The following is a 17,561-nucleotide window of genomic DNA, read 5'->3' on the forward strand; positions in this document are numbered from 1 at the left end:
CGGCGGCACTTGAGTCGACCAAACAACTTTGCTGTGGCATCGTGTGGACACTACTGGAGACAGACTGTGTCACATGCGTCTCCAGAATCCCCCATGACGAGTGATTCGACGGCGCTTGGTCGATGTCCTGATTGCAGCGAAGTGATTGAAGCATACCAGTCACTCATTGAGTTCGAAGATGGCGATGGGTCAACTGGCGTGTTCGCTGAGTGCTATTCCTGCGACGAAGTTGTTCGTCCAGAGTGACGAACTGGTGGTACTTGTCCACGAGGAAGTCTAGGCTTGCGTCCGAATGTTAGTTGACTCATCGAAGCGCGTTGTAACGTAGCGCGAAACTTGTTGATATACCAGTTTCGAGTAGCGTTACAACCAGAGGAAAACCGGAAGTTGGTATCAGCAGATTAACCAACAAAATTTTTGATTAGCCCTTGTGTTGGTTAACACGAGGCAGCAGCCGATGTCCGACGAACCACCGACGCCGCCGACGAGCCTCTCCACAGAAGTCGTCGACGCCCTGAATAACTTATCGCCGAACAGTCTCCGAGACGTTGCCCGCTATGCCGAAGAGTTGGCCGAACACAAGGAGCGTGAGGTTCGTCGCGAGGAAGAGCCACCGGAAGGGGAACTCGAAGAACGGTCGGATGACCTTCCAGATGATGTCCCCACGAAGGCGACGATTACGATCAAAGAGATCAACGACAAACGCTACTACTACTGGCAGTGGCGAGAGGGTGACAAAATCAAGTCTAAGTATAAAGGACCAGTCAATTCCGGTGAATAGGAAGGGCAACTTCCATGAGATCGAGGGCCACCACACCCCGTGTGCGAAGTGAATTTTCTGATTACCCGTGGACCCCGTGTGAGAGATGAATCGAATGACAAGTTGAGAGGTGACACACCCCGTGTACAAGATGAATAATCAAAGACTCAACTGTTCCTTAAGCGCTCTCGCGCATGAATAGCGCATATTTACACTTTGCACACGGGGTGTGGGTTACCAGACTGAACAAGTCAGAACTTACATTCGTGACCAGGGGTGTGTAGTCGGGGAAAACGGAGATTACGCGAGATCTTCCAGTCGGCTATCACGGAGCACAGATTTCAGCACAATACCAGTATCCTGAACCAGTCGATGCTCAAGGTAGCTCCCTTCTCCCCGTCCACCGCCAGTTCGGGTCGATTCCACCACGCCGAGGAACGCCTGCTCCTTCAGCAGTTCATAGACGCGGTGTTCGCTCAGAACCTTCGCATCGACCGTCTCAGCAGTGTTCTGGTAGCGCTTGTAAATACGGCTTGTCGAGAATTCGTCTTCGTTCGAGCTCTCCTCGGTCAACAATGCAAGTGAGTAGAGAATGAACTTGACCTGAGTCGTCGATCCACGAAGTAACTCCTCGAATCGGTCAACCTCTGCCCATTCTTGAGCATCGCGAACGTGCTCTGCGACGACCTGGTCAGCGTTTTCTCGCTCAGCGAGTTCGCCCGCGTGTCGGAGAATCTCGATCGCCTTCCTGGCGTCGCCATGTTCCTGTGCGGCGAGTGCCGCAGTTAGCGGGATGACGTCGTCAGAGAGAACGTCGTCGTGGAACGCGTCACGGCGGTGCTTCATTATCCCACGGAGTTGATTCGCGTCGTAGGGCTGGAAGACGAACTCTTCTTCACGAAGGCTTGACTTGACGCGCTCGTTCAACTGGTCCCGATACTCGATTTTGTTACTCACCGCGATAACGCCCAGGTGACAATCGGCTTTCCCAGATTCACGGGCTCGTGAGAGCTGCATCAGAATATCATCGTCGTTCAGGCGGTCAACCTCATCGAGAATGATGACAACAGCATCGTAGGCGAGATTCAGAATCTCCCAGAGGTAGTCGTAATATTCCCCACTGCCAATCCCTGCTCGTGGGACGTCGAAGTCAGTTTTTTCGGTCTTGTTGAGCTCCCGTGTCACTGTTCGGGCAACACGGGTCTGTGTATTGTGCTGTGCACAGTCGACGTAGACAGTCCCGACCGAAACCCCATTTGACTCTGCGGCTCGACGGGCACGTTCTGTGACATGGCGAGCAACCAGCGACTTGCCCGTCCCTGTCTTGCCGTAGATCATGACGTTGTTAGGCGGGTCATTTTGAACGATCGGCCTGAGTTCAGCAGCGATGTCTTTGATTTCTTCGTCACGGCCGACGATTCGGGCACTTTCCGGGACGTGACCAACCTTCAGGAGTTCCTTGCGAGTAAAAATGTCGACCCGGTCAGGGTCGTCTCCATCAATATTGAACAGCGGATCCTCAGCCGGGTCTTCGTACCGGTCGTTGAAGTCAGAGAGTTGCGACGGGTCATCAGCCATCGATACCAGATACCGCGCAACCTGGCTACTTAATTATTCTCCCACCTCGACAAGAGTGTAAATTAGCCCATAACTAGGACCTACTGCCTAGAGCGTCCAATGTCAGTCGGTAAAAGAGACGAGGTAATCCAGAGTGAAAGGCGTCCTTCCCGTGCAAGTGATTTGGACGATGAAACACCCCTCACCAAGACTGTATAGCGGACAGAAACCAATATTTGACCACCCCTCGTCCCGAGTGAATTACCACTAATCTTCCACTGGGCTCGAAAATGCACACCCCCCATCAAGAGTATAACTCAATCAGAGCAAAGATGTCAAACATTGAGCAGACACAAAGACGCCTGACGCACGGCATACACCCCTCGTCCAGAGTGAAAACAGTCGCGAGGTTCGTTATTCGGTTGAACAGAAGTTCGAGGAGATGCTTCCTGTTTTCAGTCGTAGCCATCGATACAAAACACAGCTGTTGACCTGTATTCTGCACCAATCTTGAGGGTATCGAGAGAATAATCACATAAAAGTCACGACGTAAAGACACCCACCCACCCCTCGTCCAGAGTGAAACAGCACGAGAAGATCCGGGTAGCAAGATGAGAATTGCACGACTGTATCGCGTGCAAACGACACGAATCACAGGAAGAGAGACGGAAACACACGCATCGAGCTTCCGGGGAATCAACCAGAACGCACATTTATCAGAATTCTTAGTAATGTCTAGAAGATTTATATTTTATTGGTTCGAATAGCCCACTAGCTACATTCTCCACAACAAAAAAAGACGAATTAGTATTCGTCTGGATCTCGTGAAGAACTACTCATCTACTTTCCTCTTATTTCGCCGTCAATCTCTGTCTTAGCGACTCTCTCCGTGGGTTCGTCCGTGTTCTGTCTCTTTGACCTCTGTTTCTTGTGGATAACACCCCTCACCCTTTCAATCGTTTTCACTCTTGACGAGGGGTGTGTGTTCCCACAATTTTCTCCTTCCGGTTCAGAAATTCGAGTTAAACTCTCGATTCCTCGCTCTTATGTAGAACTGTGGAGTGACCCCGTAGCAAGGCAATCGACGACGATTTCGAGGGATGCGCCGACCAAGTTCAATGAGCGAACGATACCGAAGGTGTGAGCGGCCTGTTCCAAGCCCTGCTTGGACAGGCCGCGAAACTTCCGCAGCCACGGTTTGACTAGTGAGAAGAGGCACTCGACCTGGTTGATGTGGACGCCGTCGGCCGAAACGTACCGTTCGTCGTGGATAACGGTTCGGTGATCGTACTCCATCTCTCGATACGCTTGGAGTCCATCAGTCCAGACCTCTCCCAGCCGCTGGGAGAGGTCTTCAGCCTCTTGCAGTACCGGTTCGAGGTCTCCCTGGTAGCTGATTCCAAGGTGACCGCGAATCACCCGAAGCACGTCGCGGCACGCCGCGACGAGCGTTATCTGGTCTCCGTGACGGCCCTTCCATCGTGAGCGCCCCGATCGGGACGACCCGCCGCGGTACCGACTGGTCCGCGGCGGGTCTTGGCCTTTGTAGCCTGAACAGACCGTGCTTGATTCGTCGATTTGTGTTGGGCCCGAGATGGAGTGTTGGAATTGCTCCCAGACGAGGGGGAAGCCGCGCGTGACCGCGGCTTCCACCTCTCGAATGGCGTAATAGACGGTCTTGTACGCCCTGTCGAGCACAACCGCGATTTGTGAGATACTGAGCAACGTGTCTGCATAGAGGAGGTACGCGAGAAGCACCTCTCCGGTGGTGAGGTGCTTCTCGTGGAAGGGCGTGCCATAGGTGTAGACCGGTTTAAAATTGCAATCTCGGCAGATAACGCGGTCGGACGAGTCCCACGTGTGAATGCTGGGGTGGCCGCAGCGAGGACACGTGGTATACTCCCAGAACTGCTTGAGTCGCCGCTCGATGAGGGCATCGAGCGGCTCGGTGTCCAACTCGAACAATCCAAGATCAACGAGCTGGCGAAGCATTCCACCGAACGCTGGCTGAGTCTGAGACATAACCTCCTGATTTCGGCTCGCTCACCGTAACTACACGGTCGTTCCTCAGCTCTACATAAGAGCGACGTCTGAATCAATCACAAAATGTCGATTGGCCACCGTTATCGAGTCGAAAGTGAAGTTGTGACCTGATATAGATTCGACACTCCGTGAATCAGTGATTCACTGATTGGCGTCTTGCTTTGCGAGTCCCGAATCTTCTCTTTCGTTTCCTCTTGGTGTTCGCCAAACGCCACCTCGAAGATCCCACGATAGAAGTGTTTGTTCTTCTCCAGCGTGACACCCTCGCGTTTCAGCTGCTTTTTCAGGCGAGTAAATGTAATCTCGATATCCTCGCTCTGCTCCGGTTCTACGTATATCGTGGCTGAGTCTCAGTCCTCACGGATATTCTACGGCTCGTCGTCTGTCTCTCTCACTTCACTTGCGGACGATTCGGTGGTACCCGCGGTCGAGCCCTGTTGCTGGTTCGACTGGTTACCCGTGGCCTTCCCTGACCCTCGAGTTTCTGCTTCTGTTTTTGACGACGTCGCTGCAGTTTCCTCTTCGGCCCATGCGTTCTAGTTTAGTAGCGATCAAAGCCGAACTCACCTCGTTCAACCTGCTCACGTAACCGATCTCTGTGTGGATTTGGATTTCGTGACGCCCACAGCAACAGCTCGTCCAAATCCGGCAGTTCGTAGCCCAGCTCAACCATGAGATACAGTTGGATCAGATGACCGTGGCGTTCCACGGCGAGCGAACAGCGACGCCGAGGGAGCCGCGACGCCGACGAGTCGGCGTCTGCGGCGGCTTCGCCCTCTCGCTGTCTTGCCTCAAGTGACCGCAACTCATCCACGATTACACGACTCATCATCAACGAAATTGCGGCCATGATGATCAGCGCCTCGATGATGTAGCCGTCGGTCGTCTTGATCTCGTCCAAGCCGAACCGCGACTTCAACTCCTTGAACAGCAGTTCGACCTCCCAGCGCGCCCGATAGAGCTGCGCGATATCGGGCGCGCTGTAGCTTTCTCTCGCCAGATTCGTCAGATACAGATGATACTCGTCGGTCTTCTCGTTACGTAGTCCGACCAGTCGAAACGTCCGGGTCGCGCTGGCGCCCGACCCTCGTTTGCGCTCGAACGAGAGCGTGATGCGGACGTCGATCTCCTGTCGCTGCAGGTCGTCGAGGACGGCCTGCAGCGACTCTCCTTCCAGCGGAATGCTGTTGCCTCGCCACGTTCGCAGTTCTTCGACAATCTCGAAGTTCGCGTCGTCTTTGACACGAGAGACGAACCAACCGTCGTTCTTGTCGATGCGGTCGAACAGCCAGAAGTCGTAAAAGCCCAAATCAAGGAGAATGAGGGCGTCAGCTACCCACTCGCCGGTGGGTAGCTGACTCCGTTCATGAGTCGTCCCATCGGTTGTCCGGAATCGTGTCGGGAGCCCAGTCGAGAGAGATTCGGTGAGGTGAAGTTTCAGTTCGGCTTGATGGTCGCCGGTTGCTGTGTAGATATCAGCGGCGTCCTGGTACAGCGAAACGATGGTTGCGTCAGCAATGAGGACGTCTCGAAAGCGTTCGAGACGGCCGTTCAAATCTTCTCGTCCGGTATCGAGATTCTCGATTGCGTCATCGAGAATCTCTCGAAGGAGTGCAACGAATCCTGGTTCGAACCAGTCGTGGAACGATGCGTAGGAGAGTTCGTCACAGTCAGCCATCTCGACGTAGCGTTCGAGAAATGCTTGGAGAGAGCGGTCTGAGCCAGCAGCGAAGCCAAACGAGAGTGTGTAGAACAGCGCAACGATGTCGAATTTCCGCTCTCGTTGGACGAGATTCGTTGCGCGAGCGCGCTCGCGCAACTCATCAGAGGGAAACGCTCTTTGAATCCGGTCAACTATGACCGAATCCGGTGGGCTGTAGGTCATACTTCCCACCGGGTTTCTCAATCAGGTAGTTGCGACGATATCAAATCAACAGACAGCAACTGGATTCTTCGTTAAACTAGAACGGATGCTCTTCGGCCTTAGTGTTCTCATCGTCCCCTTCGTCTGATGGATTCTCGAACCGCTCAACCATTCCTCGTGGCATACTTACGCCTCCACTTGAGCCTTGTCGAATGCCCGCTCCATCGTCTTTGCAACTTCTAGGAAGAGGTCACGCTCTCTAGCGGCAGTGAATGAAGTGACTGAGAGTGGAAACTGTTCTTCCCCTGCAGATGGTTTCGATGGTGACACACCCCTCGTCCAGACTGTAAATCGGCTGGCTTTCCGTGACCTCTCCCGAACTGACAAGATCAGACGCTAACGGGTTGCTTACCGAGATTGAAGACTGCTATGTCGGCAGTATCGAGACAGCAGAGTGTATGAGATTGTTACCGCGCTGTGCTAGTGAAATCGAGGAGACACCCAGAAGGCGTTCGATCAGTCCGGACCGTTCCGTCACATCCGCAATCTGACTGCGTTCGACACGGCACTATGGAATGTCCAATAGGCTATCTTTCTTCGAGGAGAGCATCCCGCCGTTTACGGCGGGAGTGAATCCGACACTTCCTACGCAGTCCACCGTCGATGGCAGGCTGGATATTCCACGCTAATCCGTAGGATTAACTAAATCTTCCATACAATTTGTGCAATACTACAATTTTCAGAGACCGCATCAAGCGCTCGATGGGAACACCGATTGAGGAGGTCACTAACTAGACAGTGCCCTATTGAGCAATGAAAATCACACATTCAGAATTATACCAATACGGAGCGAGAAGGTTATTCACCGTGGGTTTCGGTGGTGGCGCCGCCGTGGCCCACTTAGCTTAGTCGCTCGCCGCGCTCACGGTGGGTTTCGAAGACGTCGCAAGCCCAGTCGACGGCTGCAGAGCTGTCGGTCATGGCGACGGCCGCCAGCGTCCCCCGGTCGGTGTCGAACCCTGTGAGCACGAGCGTGTCGTCGTACAACGAGAGGTCAACCACGTCCTCGGTGACGTAGACGGAAGCGTTGTCGTGGGCTCGTACTGTTTCATGCAGCTCGCCGTGTTGGCATTCGAGGCGTTCTAGGACCGCCTGCGGGAGAGCCCACTCGAAGTCAACGCCTCCCTCAACGCAGTCAACGGTCCGAGCGAGCGTCACCGGTGAGCCGAAACTCGTTGCAGCCCCGTAGATTCGCTCGTCGACATCGCTGATGACGGATTCGAGGCGTTGCTCAATGGCATAGGGTGACTCAGAGTCGACTGCCATCACCGTCGCGTCGGCGAAAAGATGGAGGTTTTCGGTGAGGACGGACGGCGAGAGGTGTTCGAGCAGCGGCTTCAGTCGGTCTGCCGCCGCCAGCGAGCGCTCGAAACGTTCGGCAGCGTCGAGAACAGCCGTTCCCGCGCCAGTCGTCCGGTACCCTCGGTTGGTCCGTTTGAGCAGTCCCTCGTCGACCAGCGCGGAGGTCTGGCGGTAGACGGTCGCTCTTGACACGTCAAGTTCAGTCTCTAATGTCGACCGGTCGACCGACCGAGCACGGGCCACAGCCAATAGTGGCTGGTGGTTCAACAGTCGGGTGGGATCACGACTGTAGCGATTCATACGACTATCATGAGGCTATGAATGATCAGTACTTCACAAAGCCGTTTAGTTAGAAGGTCTGCTTGCTGAAGATGTGTCCAACAACCAGCAAACAGACGATGAAATCCACGAGGACCAGCTCCTTAACTTCCTCGTCAACTCTCTTGACGAGGAAGTTGCTCTCTCACTCGCTGAAAACGCTGAACTCGATGCTGAAGACATCTACGAGGTCCTCGTCGGCGCCTGCGCCGACGGGACCTCAGTCTCAACGCTCTGTGAGAGAAGCGAAGATGCACCCCACGAAAACTCCGTTCTCTACCATCTCCGCACTAAATTCGATCTAGAAACGCTCGAACAGGTTGGCAACATGCTCCTCCAGAAAGACGTTCTCGACGTCCTTCCCCAGCAGGTGGAGGTCTGCGCAGACCTCCACCTGCGGCCCTACTATGGTGACGAAGACGACACGGACGGCCTGTATCACTCACAAGCGAAGCGTGGAACCACCGCGTTCCACGCCTACGCGACGCTGTACGCACGCGTGAAGAACAAACGCTACACGCTGGCGGTGCGCCGTCTCGAAGACGGCGACACCGCCAGCAGTGTCCTCGCAGAGTTCCTCGGTATTCTCGACGGCCTTGACCTCGGTGTCAAGGCCGTCTATCTTGACCGCGAATTCTACGACAGCAAGTGTTTGACGCTGCTTCAGGCGCACAACCACGCCTACGTCATGCCGATCGTCCGCTGGGGACGGACGATCAAGCGAGAACTCTCAGAAGGGTGGAGTCGCGTGATTCAGCACAGTCTGACGGCGAGACTCGACGGTCACAGCTGGACCGTCGAGTTCCCCGTCTACATCGACTGTACCTACCAGAACGGACGGTACGACGAACATGGGGTGGCGCGTCACGGCTACGCCGCTGACGCGCCGTTCATCAACTCACCACGAGACGCTCGATACCACTACGCGAAACGCTTCGGTATCGAGGCGAGCTACCGACTCTCCGAGCAAAGTATTGCGACGACCTCGACACAAAATCCGGTTGTACGGCTGCTGTACGTCGTGGTGAGCTTGCTGTTACAGAACGTGTGGCGGTATCTGCACTGGGAGTACGTGGCGACGCCCCGCCGAGGCGGGCGTCGCCTCTGGCAGTGGCCATTCAAGGAGTTCATCAACATGATCCGACGGGCAGCGTGGACGGCCCTCGCGACGCGTCGGGCCGTCCCCGCGAACCGGCCACCGGACGACCGGTTCCACCGGTAACTCCCGACCGGGCTAGCCAACGGTGGGAGTGGCGACGCTGTCGCGTCGGCGGCAGCCGCCGCCGACAGCGACGGCTCTCCGCCGATCCGTCCATGATTCTCTCGTCGAAACCGCCAGTCCAACCGCTCCGCCACAGAACTCAGGCTTCAGAAACAGCTAGCCGAGGACGCTTTGTGAAGTACTGATGATACGTATTTTGTCTCCTCCAATATATCACGCCACGCAGTCGGAGTGTCGGCGTCACCGTCACACAGCTGTGGTTGCGGTTCTTGTTGTCTGAATGACTGATGTCTCATGCCGTGAAACACCGTCTCAGCCAATGACTATACTTGCGGTTGAATTCGTACTGAATATATGAATAAAACCGCATTACGGGCGACCGTGGACCGCGATCGACGCAACCGAAGGTTGGACGGAGTAAGTGTCTGATGGGTGCGAGGGTCAGTCGGTGGCTACTCGTGGTAATAACACTCCTCGTCGTTTCGTTGGGTGTCGGTGTCACCGCCTTTTCGGGGGTGGCAGCCGCCGATATGCCGGACACATCGCAGTGTAGCGCCGTTTCATGGACCAATCAGACTATCTCGGGGCAAACGTACTACGAGGTCGATACGCTGGACAAACTCCAGTGTATCGATGACAAGGGACTGGGGAATAACTACGTTCTAACCCGAGATATCAACGCGAGCGAGACATCGACGTGGGACAGCAACAATGGGTTTGACCCGATCGGGGACAAAAACAACGAGTTTACGGGCACCTTCGATGGCGACGACCACACGATTTCTGGCCTGACTATCAACCGAGGAGGGACATACTCCGTTGGCCTGTTTAGTGAGGTTGCGTCGGGAGGAACGATCACCAACATCGGTCTCGAGGGCGGATCCGTCACCGGCGCGAGAAGAACCGGACAGCTCGCCGGGTATAACGATGGGACCGTCGAGAACTCTCACGTCACTGGTGAGGTTACCGGGACTTATCGAGTTGGCGGCCTAGTCGGCCGTAACGATGGGACGGTTCGTCGCTCCTACGCGATTGGAGAACCGACTCGTGGAAGCGATTGGTTTGGCGGACTGGTCGGTTTCAACCAGGGGACGGTCAATCGCTCCTTCGCTGCAAGAGCCGTCGACGGAGGGGGAGGCAGCACGTCTGCTGGCGGACTGGTCGGCGTCTCCACGGGAACGATAGCGGATTCCTACGCTACTGGCACGGTTACTGCGAGCTGGTACGCCGGTGGAGTACTCGGGTCGTTCCAAGCGGACCCTGGAGGAACGGTTCAGCGTTCGTACGCCACTGGGTCTCTCAGTATCGACGACGAGACGCAGGGGATTGGTGGCCTCGTCGGTGGCTCCGCTGTTGAACCGACTACCGTGGAGCAGGCTTACTGGGACGTAGGAACGACGAACGAGGACAGTGTGAGTACGGGAGATGGGTGGGAGCCGATAACCTTCACCGACGTCAGCGGCTTCGGAGCGACGGCCGACACCGCTCCCGCTCCCGAGATGCAGGGGGCGAGTGCGGAGACGAACATGACCGGTCTCGACTTCACCAACACGTGGGGAATGGTCGAACGCGAGGATACGGACGCGGCGATGGACGGTTATCCGATACTGCGGGGAATCGACCGGACGGAACAGCTTCAAGCGCAGGGTATTGCAAAGCCAGTCGTCGAGTCTATTACCCGGAATGACCCAGACGTTCAGGCAACCACCGCCGAACGCGTGAACCTCACCGTGACATTCTCGGAGCCGGTCACCGGCGTGGACGCTGACGATTTCACGCTTGCAACGACTGGTACTGCGACAACAGCCAATGGAGACGACGACATCTCGGTTACCGGTGCTGACAGCCGGTACATCGTCACCGTCGACACCGTCTCGGGCACGGGCGACCTCGGAGTCGACCTCGTCGACGACGACAGTATTACCGACGCCGACGGTAACGCGCTGGTCGAATCCGGAGCAGCCGGGAGTACCGACGGGAGCTATACGGGCGGCGAGTCGTTCACCGTCGACAACACAGGGCCGACGTTCACCACTAGTGAGAACTGGGCCGTCGCGGAAAACACCGTCATTGTAGCCGACGTGAACGCTACCGACGGAAACGGCAACGATACCAACATCACCTACTCGCTTGTCGGTGGGGTGGATCGATCAGCATTCAGCACCAACGCAACCACCGGCACCCTCTCGTTCGACAGCGCACCGGACTTCGAGAACGCGACCGATGCCGACGGGGACAACGAGTATGTGGTCGACGTGCAGGCGGCTGATGAGTTCGGCATCAACACCACCGAGACAATCACCGTTACCGTGATCGATGCTGCCGAACCCCGGGTCGCACCCGACAACAGCTCACAAACAACTCGCGAGGACACCGTGCTTTCCATCGCCGACGGCGAGAGCGTCAACCTCATACAACTAGGGACCGCTACCAGCGCTGGCGACTCACTGACGGCGGTCAACGGCACGATGTTCAGCGGCGGTAGAGTCCTCACCCTCGGCTCGGGGGCGAACCTCACCGTCTATGGGAACGGAAGTTGGACGTACGACCCGAACGGGCAGTTCGAGTCCCTTGAGGATGGGGAAAATACGACAGACAACTTTACCTACACTGTTTCGGATGTCGACGGTGATACTGCACGTGGGACGATTACGGTAACGATCATCGGCGTTGACGAACCAACGCCCCATGATTTGGGGTCATCTTCGTCGTCCAGTAATGATCCCGAAGTTCGTGTAACCGCCGGAGATAAGGGAGAGGGTACGTGGCGCGTCGACGTCTCGGACCCCTCGACTGACGAACCAGTCGAGATCCTACTCAGCGACACCAGTTCTGACGATACCGAACGCAATCTGTCACTCACCGGCCTGCAGATGAATATCGACGACGATTCGGATTTCGAACTCGACATCACGACCAGTGACGCCGGAAGTGGCGAAACCGAGCCGTCGTTTACCTCTGGGACGGAAGCGCAGTCGATGGGGACGATTACCGTCGACCATACGATTGCCGACGAGGATATCGAAGACGTGATATTCACCGTTAGTCTCCGCAAGTCACAGTTCGCCGACTCGGGCCTCAATTCCGACTCCGTCGCGCTTTACCGCGCCGAGACGACTCAGTGGAATCGACTACCAACCACTATCGTTGAGGAGACTGATGCGCGGTATACGCTGGAAGCCACATCGCCAGGACTGTCGACGTTCGTAATCGGCTCGACTCCAGTTGCAAACACGACCGACACGACAATCACAACTGACGAGTCAGCCGCGACAACCGAATCGGACATAACGGACACGATAGACACAACTGACGAGCCAGCCACGACGGCTAGTGACTCACCGGGATTCGGCGTTGTACTTACAGTAATCGCTATGTTGGTTGGTACATTCGTCGTTCGACGAGCTAGGTGTCGGTCGAAACAGGAGTCTGACTCACCGTGAGGCCGGTGGTTTGTTGTTCCTAACTTAGGTTGTGGACTCAATCTGAGCCAGGGCACTGTCTAGTTAACCTCCTGAGCTGGCGTTCTTCCGTCGAGCGACTGATGCGGTCGCTGAAAATTACAGTAATGGATGAACACTGCAAGCCATTGGCGGACGCTCAGCCGACTTCCACCCATGAATTGTGGAAACGGTCAACTCTCATTTTGAATGTGTGAAACCATTTTTCAATCAGGTTTCGGTCTGTGTAATCAACCCGACTGTTCAACCCTAATCGAGAGAAGGCAGTCTGATATCCGAAGACATCAGCCAGAAACACCGTCTCTGAACCGTCGTGTTTCTTACAGACTCCGTGGAGAAACGCAACCGCCGGATCGGTTCCATGACGCTTGAACAGCGCAACGTCAAGAATCACTTTTATGTCGAAGTATATTGCAGCGTACAACCAAGAACACTCACCGTTGATTGTGACAGCAGTCTCGTCGACCGCAACCCGCTTCGGTTTCGCCTCAGGCGGGTTGTGACAGCTATCAGAAATACGATATATTCACTGCTAAACAGCTTGGTGAGAGCGTTCAATGCCGAGATATCGAAGAATCTGTTTTATCTCTCTGAGTGAACAACCGGTCGTGTGGAGCTGGACGGCGAACGACCTGACGAGTATCGCCGTCCGCTCACGCTCCCACGTTTCTTTTAAATCTGTCGCAAAGTACTCACTGAGCAGGTCTGCGGGCTTCATCCCAAACATACTCAACGACCTGCTCGTGCCTCAAACTGGCTTAACTAGACTTCCTGTTGATTGAGTATCTGAATAAGTCATATAATTCACACATCTCCATTCATTCTACGATATACAGTAGTTTCATTCAATCTCTCTAAAATTAGTGGCTCACAAAACTGAACACTCTTATGACTCTCTTGGTGGTAAGTAGAGTTGTGGCCCACACGGGCAGACCCCCTTCTTGACTGGCGACCTAATGACCGTTCGCTCCACGCCTCGTAACAGTGGATGAGGTGGTCCTCAATTACACATGTACATCTGTAATTTATAACGTTACAGCGGTGCGTCTGTCATGTATGGACGATCTACGAGTCGCACACCGACTCAAAGCGACACCGCCCTCGTGATTGTATATTCTATTTTTGACATGAACATCCAGTTGAGGGTCCTCCCACCCAGTCGTCGGGGCGACTGTCTGGTGCCGGGGCTGAGACCGTGCGCTTACCACCTCCGATCGAGGTATGAACAAATGATACAGTCACCAATCCTTATCGTATCGCTACTGTGCGGCATGAGACGGATGTCTTGACCGACGGTGAAGACACGTAATGACACAGGCACGACAGTAATGGGTGTCCCAACGCAGTATTCGGATATAGTGAACACAATTCGAAGGGGACGAGTCGTCCACTAATGCTCCGTGTAGGGTGCGCACTCGCTCGGTGGTCGAAGCTGCTATCGGACGAAGAGAGAACAGAAGTAGGCGTTGAGCGGCCGCGAGGCACGGAGCGCCGCGACTCAGACCGACTCGCGGAGCGCCTTCCGAATCTGGTTGGCGGAACTGATGATGAGTCCGGGCACGTCCTGTTGGAAACGCTTTCCGGACATGCTCTCCGAGGAACTCAACACGAATATCGACCCGACCCGACCGTCCTCGGGGTCGACGACGCCAGCGGCGAGACCGCGGAGGTCGGTCTGCCACTCCTCGCGGTCCGACAAGAGGCCGCGAGTCTCCGCGGTGTCGAGTTCCTTACGGAGTGCGGCCGCGCTCGTAATCGTCTGGTCCGTGTGGCGGTCAAGTGACGTCGCATCGACGGCGTCGCGGCGGTCGTCCGCCGGGAGTTGTGCGAGCATCGCCTTCCCCGGGGCCGTGCAGTAGAGTGGGACCGTCTGTCCTTCGGTCACGGGCGGGGCCTCAACGTTCTGGCCGGTCCGCTCGTAGATGCAGACGCCCCGTCCGCGCTCGAATACGGTGAGGCCCGCGGCGAGTCCCGAAATCCGCGCGAGTCGGTCGACCTCCGACTTCCCGACCCCGTAGAAGGGGGCTTCGGACCGGACCGAACAGCCGAGTTCGAAAAACCGAAGACTGCGTCGATACCGTTGGTTCTCCTTGACGACGAACCCCAGTTGTCGGAGCGTTTCGAGATGGTTGTGCACCGAACTCTTCGAGAGGCCGACCTCCGTCTCGACCTCGGTCAGGTTGGCGTCGCCGAGTTTCGAGAGCGCGTCCAGCACGCGCCCGCTCGTCGTCGTCGCCTTCACCGGTGGGTCTCCGCGCTCGTTCATGGCCAAACGAAGAACGGAGTTTACCATAAAAGTATTCACTATCGCCGAATCGGCCGCGTCGGTGGTTCACCACTCGGCGACGCTCCCGTCCTCATGGTACCATATCGGGCTCTGCCAGTCGACGCGGGACTGCGCGTGCTCGCGGACGGCCTCCTCATCTATCTTCACGCCGAGGCCGGGGGCGTCGGGAGCGGAGACGAAGCCGTCGTCGAACCCGAAGACGGCGGGGTCGTCGAGGTACCCGAGGAGGTCGTTCCCGTCGGCGCGGTGGATTTCGAGGTTCTGCGCCTGTGCGATGGCGTTCGGGAGCACCATATCGAGGTGGAGACAGGAGGCGAACGAAATCGGCCCCAGCGGGCAGTGAAGCGAGACGAGCATATCTTTCGCCTCGGCCGCCGTGGCTATCTTGCGGACCTCCGAGATACCCCCGGCGTGGGACGGGGAGGGTTGAAGCACGTCGATGGCGTCGAGTTCCAGCGTCCGCTCGAAGTCCCAGCGGGAGTACAGGCGTTCGCCGGTCGCGAGAGGGACCTTGGTTCGGTTCTCGATGCGCGGCAGGGAGCGCGCGTGTTCGGGGAGGACAGGCTCCTCGTAGAACATCGGATCGAGCGGGTCGAGTTCGTCGGCGACCCATTTCGCCATCCCGGTCGTGATGCGCCCACGGAAGTCGACGACGATGTCCACGTCGTCCCCGACCTCGGATCGGACGGCTTCGAGGCGCTCGCGGACCCGGGCCACCGCGGCCGGGGAGTCGATGCGGTCTAACTGCGAGACGGCGGAGAGCTTCAGGCAGTCGTAGCCGCGGTCGACCTCCTCGGCCGCGGCGCGCGCGATGGCCTCGGGCGTCTCGCCGCCGACCCACTGGTAGACCCGAATCCGGTCGCGGGCCTTTCCGCCGAGGAGGTCGTAGACGGGTGCGCCGTAGTGTTTCCCCTTGATGTCCCACAGCGCTTGGTCGATACCGCCGATAGCGCTCATGAGAACCGGGCCGCCCCGGAAGTGCCGCCCACGATACATCGCCTGCCAGTGGCGCTCGATTTCGAGCGGGTCGGTCCCGAGGAGGTAGTTGTCGACCATCTCCTCGACGGCGGCCTTCGTCGTCTTCGCGTAGCCCTCCACGATTGGCTCCCCCCAGCCGCAGACGCCCGCGTCGGTTTCGAGCTTGAGGAAGACCCACCGGGGCGGGACTTCGAACAGTTCGTACCCGGTTATTTCCATGGGCGAACCGACGATCCGCGGTCGTAAAGTAGTTTGTCCGACTGCGGCGGCCCGCCCGCGACGAACGCCGAGAAAAACACGGGTCGCGTCGGACCGTCGCTGTTGCAACCCCTAGAATTATCACCCCCCCTCTGGATAGAACAATCATGACGGTGAACGAGCCTCAGCGTCTAGTCAGTACGCTCGGCAAGCGCATGCTGGCAGACGGCCTCACGAAAGGAACCGGCGGAAACATCAGCGTCAGGGCGGACGACGGAACTGTCGCCATCAGCCCCTCGGGGATGCCCTACGAAGAAATCGAACCCGAGGACGTACCGATACTCGACATCAACGGAGAACGAGTCGCCGGCGACCGCAAGCCATCGAGCGAGTTCCGGATGCACACGGACGTGCTCCGCCAGCGCGAGGACGTGGGCGCGGTGGTCCACAACCACTCCCCGTACGCCAGCACTTTCGCCAGTATCGACGAACCAGTCGGCCCCTCGCACTACCTCATCGCGTTCATCGGCGACGAGATTCCCGTGGCGAGTTACGAAACCTACGGGACCGCTGAACTCGCCGACGTGGCGGTGGAGACGTTAGGCGACGACTACAACGCCTGTCTCCTCGAAAAACACGGCGTCCTCGCTACCGGTGCGACCGCCGAGGAGGCGTACGAGGTGGCGCTCATGGTCGAGTACTGTGCCCGCATCCACTACCAGGCGCGCAGCGTCGGCGAGCCCTCGCTGCTCCCCGACGAGGAAATCGACACTCTCCTCGACCGCTTCGCCGACTACGGGCAGACGCAGTCGGCCGACGAGGACGGGCCGGACCCGACCGGGGATCGCGTCCCCGCCGACCGACTATCCGACCTCGCGTCGCACCGCTCGGCGGTCAGCGAGTTCGGCCGTGAGATGCTCCATCAGGGACTGACCGAGGGGACCGGCGGAAACATCAGCGCGCAGGCCGACGACCTCGTCGCCATCAGTCCCTCGGGGATGCCCTACGACGAGATCGAATCCGAGGACGTGCCCGTCGTCACGCTGGACGGCGAGTTGGTCGCCGGCGACCGCAAGCCGTCGAGCGAGGTCCGTATGCATACCGGCATCCTCCGCGAGCGCGAGGACGCGGGCGCGGTAGTCCACAATCACTCCCCGTACGCCAGCACCTTCGCGAGCCTCGGCGAGCCGATTCCGGCCTCGCACTACCTCATCGCCTTTGCCGGCGACGAGATTCCCGTCGCGGGGTACGAGACTTACGGGACGCAGGGACTGGCCGACCTCGCTCTGGAGGCACTGGGCGACGACTACAACGCCTGTCTCCTCGAAAACCACGGCGTCGTCGCCGTCGGCGACTCCGTCGCGGAGGCGTACGAGGTGGCGCTCATGGTCGAGTACTGCGCCCGCATCCACTACCAGGCGCTCAACATCGGCGAGCCCTCGCTACTCCCCGACGAGGAAATCGATACCCTCCTCGACCGCTTCGCCGACTACGGACAGGACCACTAAACG

The 17,561-nt window shown here is 57.4% G+C and carries 11 protein-coding genes and 3 pseudogenes; 6 read left to right on the forward strand and 8 right to left on the reverse strand.

The features are described 5' to 3' along the window. Positions 1-93 precede the first annotated feature (93 nt). Together HVO_RS21605 and HVO_RS02980 are read left to right on the forward strand one after the other, a co-directional pair. Positions 94-246: a DUF7837 family putative zinc-binding protein gene (locus tag HVO_RS21605; protein ID WP_013035177.1), complete on the forward strand. Its 153-nt coding sequence runs from the start codon at positions 94-96 to the stop codon at positions 244-246. A gap of 211 nt (positions 247-457) precedes the next feature. Continuing rightward, positions 458-781, forward strand: coding sequence for a hypothetical protein (locus HVO_RS02980; protein ID WP_013035061.1), 324 nt, complete (start codon positions 458-460; stop codon positions 779-781). Between the two features lie 279 nt (positions 782-1,060). On the opposite strand, the gene HVO_RS02985 is transcribed toward HVO_RS02980, so the two are convergent. From HVO_RS02985 to HVO_RS02995, 4 genes and pseudogenes are all read right to left on the reverse strand, one after another. Beyond that, a complete protein-coding gene (locus tag HVO_RS02985) occupies positions 1,061-2,338 on the reverse strand; it encodes a Cdc6/Cdc18 family protein (RefSeq protein WP_013035225.1) in 1,278 nt (425 codons plus the stop codon). A 1,023-nt stretch (positions 2,339-3,361) separates the two neighbouring features. Then, positions 3,362-4,339 carry an IS1595-like element ISHvo6 family transposase gene (locus HVO_RS02990; protein ID WP_013035018.1) on the reverse strand — a complete coding sequence of 326 codons (978 nt, stop codon included), beginning with the start codon at positions 4,337-4,339 and terminating at the stop codon, positions 3,362-3,364. A gap of 162 nt (positions 4,340-4,501) precedes the next feature. Then, positions 4,502-4,896, reverse strand: a pseudogene (locus HVO_RS21210) (hypothetical protein); the annotation flags it as partial. A gap of 5 nt (positions 4,897-4,901) precedes the next feature. Next, positions 4,902-6,254 (reverse strand): IS4 family transposase, encoded by a 1,353-nt coding sequence (locus tag HVO_RS02995; RefSeq protein WP_013035080.1) that lies wholly within the window; start codon positions 6,252-6,254, stop codon positions 4,902-4,904. Positions 6,255-6,937: 683 nt separating this feature from the next. On the opposite strand from HVO_RS02995, the pseudogene HVO_RS20485 reads away from it, so the two are divergent. After that, positions 6,938-7,019, forward strand: a pseudogene (locus HVO_RS20485) (IS6 family transposase); the annotation flags it as partial. Positions 7,020-7,124: 105 nt separating this feature from the next. Here HVO_RS20485 and HVO_RS03000 read toward each other — a convergent pair. Next, on the reverse strand, positions 7,125-7,886 hold the full coding sequence (locus tag HVO_RS03000; RefSeq protein WP_013035134.1) for a helix-turn-helix transcriptional regulator: 762 nt from the start codon (positions 7,884-7,886) through the stop codon (positions 7,125-7,127). Positions 7,887-7,959: 73 nt separating this feature from the next. Between HVO_RS03000 and HVO_RS03005 the strand changes: the two genes are divergently transcribed. Together HVO_RS03005 and HVO_RS03010 are read left to right on the forward strand one after the other, a co-directional pair. After that, positions 7,960-9,126: an ISH3 family transposase gene (locus HVO_RS03005; RefSeq protein WP_013035158.1), complete on the forward strand. Its 1,167-nt coding sequence runs from the start codon at positions 7,960-7,962 to the stop codon at positions 9,124-9,126. Positions 9,127-9,554: 428 nt separating this feature from the next. Then, complete coding sequence (locus tag HVO_RS03010; RefSeq protein WP_004043178.1) at positions 9,555-12,569, forward strand: GLUG motif-containing protein; 3,015 nt, start codon at positions 9,555-9,557, stop codon at positions 12,567-12,569. Between the two features lie 59 nt (positions 12,570-12,628). On the opposite strand, the pseudogene HVO_RS03015 reads toward HVO_RS03010, so the two are convergent. The 3 genes and pseudogenes from HVO_RS03015 to dgoD form a co-directional block, all read right to left on the reverse strand. Then, positions 12,629-13,305 (reverse strand): annotated as a pseudogene (locus HVO_RS03015) (IS6 family transposase). A 780-nt stretch (positions 13,306-14,085) separates the two neighbouring features. Then, the gene (locus tag HVO_RS03020) at positions 14,086-14,853 is read right to left on the reverse strand and encodes an IclR family transcriptional regulator (RefSeq protein WP_004043181.1); all 768 of its coding nucleotides are present in this window, start codon (positions 14,851-14,853) and stop codon (positions 14,086-14,088) included. A gap of 66 nt (positions 14,854-14,919) precedes the next feature. Beyond that, positions 14,920-16,071: a galactonate dehydratase gene (dgoD, locus tag HVO_RS03025; protein WP_004043182.1), complete on the reverse strand. Its 1,152-nt coding sequence runs from the start codon at positions 16,069-16,071 to the stop codon at positions 14,920-14,922. A gap of 146 nt (positions 16,072-16,217) precedes the next feature. Here dgoD and HVO_RS19875 point away from each other — a divergent pair, with 146 nt between their 5' ends. Further along, positions 16,218-17,558 (forward strand): class II aldolase/adducin family protein, encoded by a 1,341-nt coding sequence (locus HVO_RS19875; RefSeq protein WP_013035175.1) that lies wholly within the window; start codon positions 16,218-16,220, stop codon positions 17,556-17,558. Positions 17,559-17,561: the final 3 nt, after the last annotated feature.

The organism is Haloferax volcanii DS2, from assembly GCF_000025685.1.
In the GTDB taxonomy this organism is placed as follows: Archaea; Halobacteriota; Halobacteria; order Halobacteriales; family Haloferacaceae; genus Haloferax; species Haloferax volcanii.

Coding starts and splice junctions, on each gene's coding strand:
- HVO_RS21605 (WP_013035177.1), top strand. CDS start 94: ATGACGAGTGATTCGACGGCGCTTGGTCGATGTCCTGATTGCAGCGAA.
- HVO_RS02980 (WP_013035061.1), top strand. CDS start 458: ATGTCCGACGAACCACCGACGCCGCCGACGAGCCTCTCCACAGAAGTC.
- HVO_RS02985 (WP_013035225.1), bottom strand. CDS start 2,338: ATGGCTGATGACCCGTCGCAACTCTCTGACTTCAACGACCGGTACGAA.
- HVO_RS02990 (WP_013035018.1), bottom strand. CDS start 4,339: ATGTCTCAGACTCAGCCAGCGTTCGGTGGAATGCTTCGCCAGCTCGTT.
- HVO_RS03000 (WP_013035134.1), bottom strand. CDS start 7,886: ATGAATCGCTACAGTCGTGATCCCACCCGACTGTTGAACCACCAGCCA.
- HVO_RS03010 (WP_004043178.1), top strand. CDS start 9,555: ATGGGTGCGAGGGTCAGTCGGTGGCTACTCGTGGTAATAACACTCCTC.
- HVO_RS03020 (WP_004043181.1), bottom strand. CDS start 14,853: ATGAACGAGCGCGGAGACCCACCGGTGAAGGCGACGACGACGAGCGGG.
- dgoD (WP_004043182.1), bottom strand. CDS start 16,071: ATGGAAATAACCGGGTACGAACTGTTCGAAGTCCCGCCCCGGTGGGTC.
- HVO_RS19875 (WP_013035175.1), top strand. CDS start 16,218: ATGACGGTGAACGAGCCTCAGCGTCTAGTCAGTACGCTCGGCAAGCGC.